This window comes from Paenibacillus sp. 2TAF8, assembly GCF_052114825.1.
Lineage (GTDB): Bacteria > Bacillota > Bacilli > Paenibacillales > Paenibacillaceae > Paenibacillus.
Genome location: NZ_JBFRFN010000028.1, coordinates 57433 through 64749 on the forward strand (window position 1 = coordinate 57433; position 7317 = coordinate 64749).

Here is a 7317-nt window from a genome sequence, read left to right on the forward strand (position 1 = left end):
GCTTCGGAATTTAAAGTAACAGAACTGATTCTCATAACGTTTGTAATATATATACCATTGAGGAGGTAAAAGATGAAAAAACTGATTCTGTATACTATGTTAATTATACTTTCATTGGGTATCGTAACTGCTTGTGGTAACGAAAAGGATTCTGAATCACAGTCGGGAAATAATTCACCTGAAACAGAGCATACTGAAACTCAAGCCGAAAGTGCTCCAAGTATACAAACAGGGGTTTTTATCGATTTAAATTCTATAGACAACCCTTTGTTTAACAAGGACATAAAAGTTTTATTGGAGAGAACATTAGATTCATTAGCCAATAAAAAAGAGAAAGAATTTAAAAGCGTTTTTGCGAATGAAGAAACAGCCAATGCTTATATGTATTTGTTTGGAAAAGATTATGCATTTGAAAAAATCGGAACTGTTGAAGAAGATCAAGAAGGTAGAATTGTTGTAGAAATTAGAGGCAAAGTTGTGTCTGATAACGAGGTAACAACACCCAATTCTTACTACTATTTTGTAAAGAATAAACAAGATAAGTGGAGTCTAGGATCTATTGATTAATAAAAAAATAAGACTTTGTTTGAAAATTCTAAATCTACAAAGGCTTATTTTCAAGTTGAGCTTGATCACGAAATTTAAAACTGATAGTGCCAAGATTCCTGATCCACTAGAGCTCGCCTAATTAAGATTTCATCTATATCGTTGTCGGGTCCATGTGACACCAGCTACTATGGTATGAATCGTTTATCCTCTTAAGATCATCCAAAGTGTAGAACCAGTTTTCCTCAATCCATACTTTTGCATCAGTGTACTCATTTAGGAAAGCAAATAAGAGTTGAAACAATAAATCTTCATTCTCATAAAAATCATCAGAGACTATTGCTTTAAAATATTCATCCTGCCTCTCATCCCAGTCGAAAGTCACGATCTGAAAATCATGTGGTTCGTCATATAAACTAAAGCTGATCGTTCTTGCGTAATCTTCCTTAAATGGCTTGTCACTGATGTAAATTCGAGTGTATTTTAATACACCTTCAATGTCATATTTTTCATCGTCACTGTCGAAAAACAAACTTTCTTTTGTACATAGGGGTCTAAACCTATTCAATAAGTGATAAGCCGAAGGGCTCTTTTTACATTCAAATACGATAAAAGATGAGATACTCATTCATTCTCCACTCCATCCTCTTAACTCAAATAACCTTTTCACTACACCACTTGGGATTATACGGCTTTTGACTCAGTCTCAAGATGTCATCCGCTGTGTAATACCACTCGGCATCATCGAACCATAAGTAATCTTCTGGATTATCTTTAAAATACTCTATTACAAACTTGTAAATGAATTCATAATCTTCATATTGTATATTTTCAATGTCTAATGCCCAAAGATAATTCTCGTCATGAGTAAGCCATGTAAAACTGTCAAATGAATCCTCTTCAATTGGATGGACGTTGAAAATGAAATACTTCAAATTCTCTTTATTCTGTAAACTTTTGAACTTGGATTCATCTACTTCTGAAAGTGTCCCTTCCCCCGATAAAAAGAGCTGCCCATCATATTTAAGTTTTATTAAAATGCAATACATATTTGCTTTAGCAGCTGATCTCTCAATAGCTTCTATAGCCTTCTCAGGGACATAACGTTCTATCTTCTTCAAAATAATTAACGAACTCACTCTCGTATGACCTCCTCTAATTCAGCAGGTGAAAACTTCATATTCAATCTGCTCCAGAAGCTCTCCATAATTCGTTTGAAGTAATTCGAGGTAAGTTACGTTGAACCTATATGTTCCTTTTTCATAAAAAAATATTTCCTCTCCGGATATGTGATAGAATAATCCATCTACATGGAGTGATTTTAGAATTGCAAAAGAGATTTCGTACATCGTTTTATAACAGAACTCATAATGTTGATTGTTTTTCAACTCGTAAGATATAGTCTGTTCATATATAAAATCCTCTTCTTGGAACATCGTTTCATAAGAAGCGGCTGGATGATTTGGCGGGAATAGATTATCATATATCCTTATTTTCAAACCGCTGCCCAGATCAAATTCATCATTCTTTTCATTTTTTGTATAACTTACACTAAGTTTTTTAGTCATCAGTAGATTCTTAATCCATAAGGTATCCTGTCTTCCGTTTAGTTTAAGTGAATATTCCATAAAGCTTGTCTCCCTACTTTGATATGTATTCGGACTTATTCAAACTGTTTAAAATCGAATAACTAACTTGATAGCTCCTTTTCAATATAAGGATAATTAAGTATACTCAGCAGGCTCGAAGTAAAATATTTAATTTGATACTGATCTAACCGATTATTGGCAGTCAAAAAACCTTTTTCCATTCTAAGTAACTGAGTAGAACCATCTTCTAAGAATAATAGATTCCCTTTCGTATCTTTCATAATAAGTTTACTAATCACTTTGAACAGATGACCGATACCATCATTAAAAGTACGGCCAAACAATTGAATTGTAATGCAGACATTCAAAGCTAGGTTATAATGTTTTTGAACAAACGTGATATCAGAAATATCCTCAATCTCAATGAACAGTGTGAAAAATCTGCAGCCAACTACAATCTCATCTTCGTTAATTTGGAGTAAACTGTTCTCCTTAACCGTTTCAGTAACATATTGATTAATCATTTCACCTAAAGATTTACGGTTAAGTTTGGTTTGTAAAAATAACTCGTAGTCCATTGATTAATCCTCCCCAAAAAAACCTTGTTAAATGTTATTTTAGTTTTCTTTGAATGTATTAGAAAAATGGGTGAGGTTTATCAGCTATTCCAAAACAAATCTGTCTCTCGTAACAATCTCTTAATGGAATATCACTAAGGCAAAACTCACTATATTTTAACTTCTGCATAATCGTGATTATGAAACCACCCTTCTCTGTCAGAAATTTGATTAAAGTGTAATAATAACTGATTTATTTTAACACTATGCCCTTTTTTTAAATAAAATCGTTTCTGATATTCCCATAAATTTCAGCACTCCTTATTTTGACTAGCTTATATCTTTCATAATTTTATAGAAAAATTCTCCTCTATAAATGGACAATGAAGACGGTTTAAATTCTTTTTATTAATATACGTTGCACGGTATTCATCTACATTACTATTTACATACAAAATATCATTTTTTCTTTTTATCACTGGAAAAGAAGTGTCGTCCAGCAAAAGAAAATCTCCAGCAATAGAACGTAAAAGCTTTCCCATCAATTCTAGAAATTTCACCCATCCAATATTAAACGTCTTTGAAATCAGCTCAACACTAATACGTACATCTGTATTAACGCCATGATATCTAATATTCATTTCCCGATATTCTTGCATATCATGATCCTCATCATCTAAATCGATATCTATTGTAAAATATTCGCAACCGATGCATACATATTGAAAACCAAGTTGATGTCGTATTTTATCAAACTTAACTTCCTTACCTATTACATCCCTTGCCACCTCATATAACCGTTCTGCTGCGTTTAATCTTCCCAACTTACTTCCTATAAATAAGTCATACTCCATCTTTCTCCACCTCCTAAAGACCCTATAAATATATTTGTCTCAGAGTTACCATCAATAGTTAAGTAAAGATTCCATTACAACAGTATTCTTCTTTTGGATCTGTAGTGTTTACTCGACAAAACCACGATCCATTGCATTCAAGACTTCATCACGAATATCTAGTGGGTTCTGTTCACTCCAAGTAACATCTGCAATCAAAAACGAACTACCATTTATATATACATATCCTTCCCTTCTATAAAAAAAACCACCTCTTTCATATAACTTAATTGCCGGCTCAAACAAATCTTTGTTATCCATAGCAATTGGATTTTTATCATCAATAAGAGCACGTAGTTCAAGATAACTCGTAACGAGGATCTTATGGTAAGAATGACTTATGTTGTTCAGTACCTCAATCGTCTCAACCTTTTCTTTGGGTTCCGTAATTGAATTTGAAATCATAATAAAAGGGTACACAAGTACCGGGATAATCTTTTAGAAATTTGGCTGCTCTCCTTAAATACTCTCGACACAAATAACTTTGTGACACAGTTTCCTCTTCTCCAAGCCTGCTCCAATCTATTACGGAAATCCTTTCAATCGCTTGGCTGTAATATCCCACATTCACCCTCCTTTTCGTTTTTCTAGCCTCTTCTTCTGTTTCATTCTGAATAGAGACCAATTGTGTTTTATTTTCAAACCATCATAATTCGCTGATTTAGAACTCTGTTATTAAAAATCTATCATACCAGCCATTTAATGATATATACTCGATTTTGTGTATCTCTAGTTCTTGTGGTCTAAGAACAAAAAATCCGCCTCTTTCCAATATTCTGATTAATGGCTCATATACATTTAAATAGGCACTATGTTCTTGTTTCTTCTCAACAAACATTGATAATTGTATAGTAAACTCAATGATTTTCTTTAAGTACTGGTAATCAGCAACAAATTCCAAAACTCTTGGATGGCAATACATCGAGATCGGAAATTCACCTTCAGTATCACCAAGTAATTTGGCTACATTAGTAAACAGGGGTGGTTGTGGTTTCAGGCCCTCATTTTTATAAAATAAAGCTAGCCTTCTTAAAAATTCACACCCTAAAGCAGCATCTTCATTAGAAATTACAGTACCAACTTTTCCCCAATTAATTCTGTTTATTCTGCACACTGTATCATCTAGATACATTTCTCTCACCTCTAAATTCATGTTAGTTCGGTTTCATAATGATCGATACCAAGTGTACTACTATCTTCAAATTCACTATTCAGCAATCTTCTCCAGAAATTTTTTCTTAAGTCTGTGCTACATTTAATCCATCCTCGTCAATCTGTTCAAAGTAAGGAATAGAACTATTTAGAGTATGAGATTCAAGTATTCTAGTACTTACAACAAATTCAATCAGATGGGTTATACGTGTTATTGGTTGAATGATTGGTTCATTCGGTACTGGGTACCCTCCTATATAGGATCGACTATTTGATTAATTCCTTTATAGTTTGATACACTTCTTCTGCATTACATTTGTTTTTGGTATTTTGCAAAATACGTCAACTGCTTAAGAGGCACCGACTTCATGGATAGCTGGAGTATGTGACGCCTGCCAATTTCTTGATATGGCATTCTACTGACTTCGAATTGCATCCAACATTTCGGGCGATCATTTCGATGGTTGGGATAGCCTGCACATTACCTTGCCTTTTGTATGTCAACTGCTCGTCACCAGATTCATTTCTTCACAGTTACAATCGCGATAACTCGCCTTTCAGTTGATGATAAAATCAAAAATGTTTTCGATGTAGTCACCACTATTATGAATTGTCGTGCAGCACATCCTTAAAGGTGCGATTGGTTAGTAAAAAACAGATCAATCATGATGGTACCCTGACCATAATCGACCTGTTCAATATATCTGAATAGCACTTTTTAGGGCATGAAACTAAAACATTAATTTGCGTACAAAGAAAATGAAAAAGTCTTTATACGAATGCAACTTGAGTTAAGTCAACTTAGACTCATATATCCTACTAATTAATAACTGGGTGGGGTCTACTCATCAACAAACTGTACTAGGATAAAAGACCACAATACGAGTGGCTATCTCATATTGTGGTAATGTAAGATCTTATTTATTGGATGTAAATGTAAAAATACTATTCATTCTTTTTAGCCCAATAGCCTTCAATTTCATTTATTGCGTTTATTGCATCTGCCCTAATACTCCCATTTTCATGATTCAAATACTTGGTCAGATAGAATAAGTAATCTTTTTTAACTGTGAAGCCTAATATCGTCAATGCTGAATGGAAACATTCTTCAGGCAGAGTATCAAGATTGTGTGCTAGGATATCAAAGTTGATCTCATCAATATTCTTATAAGTTGCTGCGGAAAGTAATGTGTTAAATATCTCTTCCTTTATCTCCAAATTGTCTTCTCTGAGACCGAAATCAATCAATGCTATAATTATTTCCTTAAAATTATCGATTGAATTGTTGTATGATTCAAATACATCACAAAGGTGGCTTAAAACTTCTATTTTCCCCTCAACATCTGAACCAGAGAGTATCATTCTTAATTCTTCTACCTTCAATTCCTTCACCTCACTTTTTTATTGAACAAATGGGATATGAGTCTCGTTGGCAATTGACTCATCATAATATGGACTTTTCTCTCTAAGCACATTTTCTTTATGAAAGTTCCCGTTGGAATCCATTGTCCACTTCCATTTTGGGTCTACTTGCTTAACCTCTACTCTATAAATCCAACCATTGGCAGCATTACTCCCAAGCGGGGCAGTAGGGTCTACACTGTGCGTGCGAACGTCCCATGTCTTCCCTGCTTCATCAACCCATCTGAACTTCACTCCTTCTTTTGCTCCTCCTGGCACTTCTCGCCAGGGAATTTGTTTAGCATCCTCAGGTATCCTAGATAAGAGATCATTTACATCTTTAACATTTTGAAAGTCACCAACCGCTCCTGTACCAATTCTATTAAGGTCTATATTAGGAATTTCACCCTTCCCCTCTTTCCCACTCTCCTTCTCCGGCCCTTTCTTACCTTCTCCTGATCCACTTGATCCACCCGATCCATGATGATCCTTCGAATGCAAAGCCTTACCAAAGAGAAAATAAGAGAGTGCTTGGCCTACCACCGCTCCTTTATAGTACCCTGATTCGTCCTCACTCAGCTGTTTTTTCTGCTCGTTCACAAACTGCTCGATGTCGGACCTTGCTGTTCCTGTGCCCCATGCGGTATCCCAGGCAAATCCTACTCCGCGTCCAACGTCCACGATTTTACCAACCGTCAGATCATAGGCCAGACTACCCAATGTACTGAATGGATTATAGAAGAGTGCCTCTACAGTCTCGCCCACACCTGTAACTGTATCGCCGATAGCTTTATCAATCAATCCCGTGGCAAAATTGGGTTCCAGCTTATCCGGGATTTGCAGCATTTCTCCGTCTGAATTGTCTGCTTTTTTGAATGCACTTAACGTCATACTTATCTTATTCTGAAATTTATCCAGCAACCCAAGTGTAGAGGGGAATACACTCTCCTTGATATTCATGAAATCCCAGAAAAACTTCTCGCTTGTCACACCCGACCATTCCGATTGCAAAAAATACATCGTCTTGTCCAATTCATACACAATTTTGCCAAGCTGTTGTTTACTCTGCTGAAGCAGACGTACGTTTTTTTCCATTTCATCCGGGTGCACCTGAATCCGTGTCATGCCATCTCACCGCCAACCTGATCATAGTCGTTATCCCTAAATTTTAACAAACCC

The 7317-nt window shown here is 35.3% G+C and carries 10 protein-coding genes; 1 reads left to right on the top strand and 9 read right to left on the bottom strand.

Annotated features, from left to right (window positions below; translation table 11 throughout):
• Positions 1-72 precede the first annotated feature (72 nt).
• A complete protein-coding gene (locus AB4Z30_RS26515; RefSeq protein WP_441930427.1) occupies positions 73-567 on the top strand; it encodes a hypothetical protein in 495 nt (164 codons plus the stop codon).
• A 133-nt stretch (positions 568-700) separates the two neighbouring features.
• Here the strand turns inward: AB4Z30_RS26515 and AB4Z30_RS26520 are convergent, their stop codons facing one another.
• The 9 genes from AB4Z30_RS26520 to AB4Z30_RS26560 all read right to left on the bottom strand — a co-directional run bounded on the left by AB4Z30_RS26520 (position 701) and on the right by AB4Z30_RS26560 (position 7263).
• Entirely contained in the window at positions 701-1174 is a 474-nt protein-coding gene (locus tag AB4Z30_RS26520; protein WP_441930428.1) for a hypothetical protein, read from the bottom strand.
• 25 nt (positions 1175-1199) lie between these two features.
• Positions 1200-1685: a hypothetical protein gene (locus AB4Z30_RS26525; RefSeq protein ID WP_441930429.1), complete on the bottom strand. Its 486-nt coding sequence runs from the start codon at positions 1683-1685 to the stop codon at positions 1200-1202.
• Positions 1686-1706: 21 nt separating this feature from the next.
• On the bottom strand, positions 1707-2174 hold the full coding sequence (locus AB4Z30_RS26530) for a hypothetical protein (RefSeq protein WP_441930431.1): 468 nt from the start codon (positions 2172-2174) through the stop codon (positions 1707-1709).
• Positions 2175-2236: 62 nt separating this feature from the next.
• Positions 2237-2713, bottom strand: a complete 477-nt coding sequence (locus tag AB4Z30_RS26535) for a hypothetical protein (protein ID WP_441930432.1) — start codon at positions 2711-2713, stop codon at positions 2237-2239.
• Positions 2714-3036: 323 nt separating this feature from the next.
• On the bottom strand, positions 3037-3546 hold the full coding sequence (locus tag AB4Z30_RS26540) for a hypothetical protein (protein ID WP_441930433.1): 510 nt from the start codon (positions 3544-3546) through the stop codon (positions 3037-3039).
• A 108-nt stretch (positions 3547-3654) separates the two neighbouring features.
• Complete coding sequence (locus tag AB4Z30_RS26545) at positions 3655-3990, bottom strand: hypothetical protein (RefSeq protein WP_441930434.1); 336 nt, start codon at positions 3988-3990, stop codon at positions 3655-3657.
• 256 nt (positions 3991-4246) lie between these two features.
• Positions 4247-4717 carry a hypothetical protein gene (locus AB4Z30_RS26550; RefSeq protein ID WP_441930435.1) on the bottom strand — a complete coding sequence of 157 codons (471 nt, stop codon included), beginning with the start codon at positions 4715-4717 and terminating at the stop codon, positions 4247-4249.
• A 965-nt stretch (positions 4718-5682) separates the two neighbouring features.
• Positions 5683-6120, bottom strand: a complete 438-nt coding sequence (locus tag AB4Z30_RS26555; protein ID WP_441930436.1) for a hypothetical protein — start codon at positions 6118-6120, stop codon at positions 5683-5685.
• An 18-nt stretch (positions 6121-6138) separates the two neighbouring features.
• On the bottom strand, positions 6139-7263 hold the full coding sequence (locus tag AB4Z30_RS26560) for a polymorphic toxin type 30 domain-containing protein (protein ID WP_441930437.1): 1125 nt from the start codon (positions 7261-7263) through the stop codon (positions 6139-6141).
• Between the last annotated feature and the right edge of the window lie 54 nt (positions 7264-7317).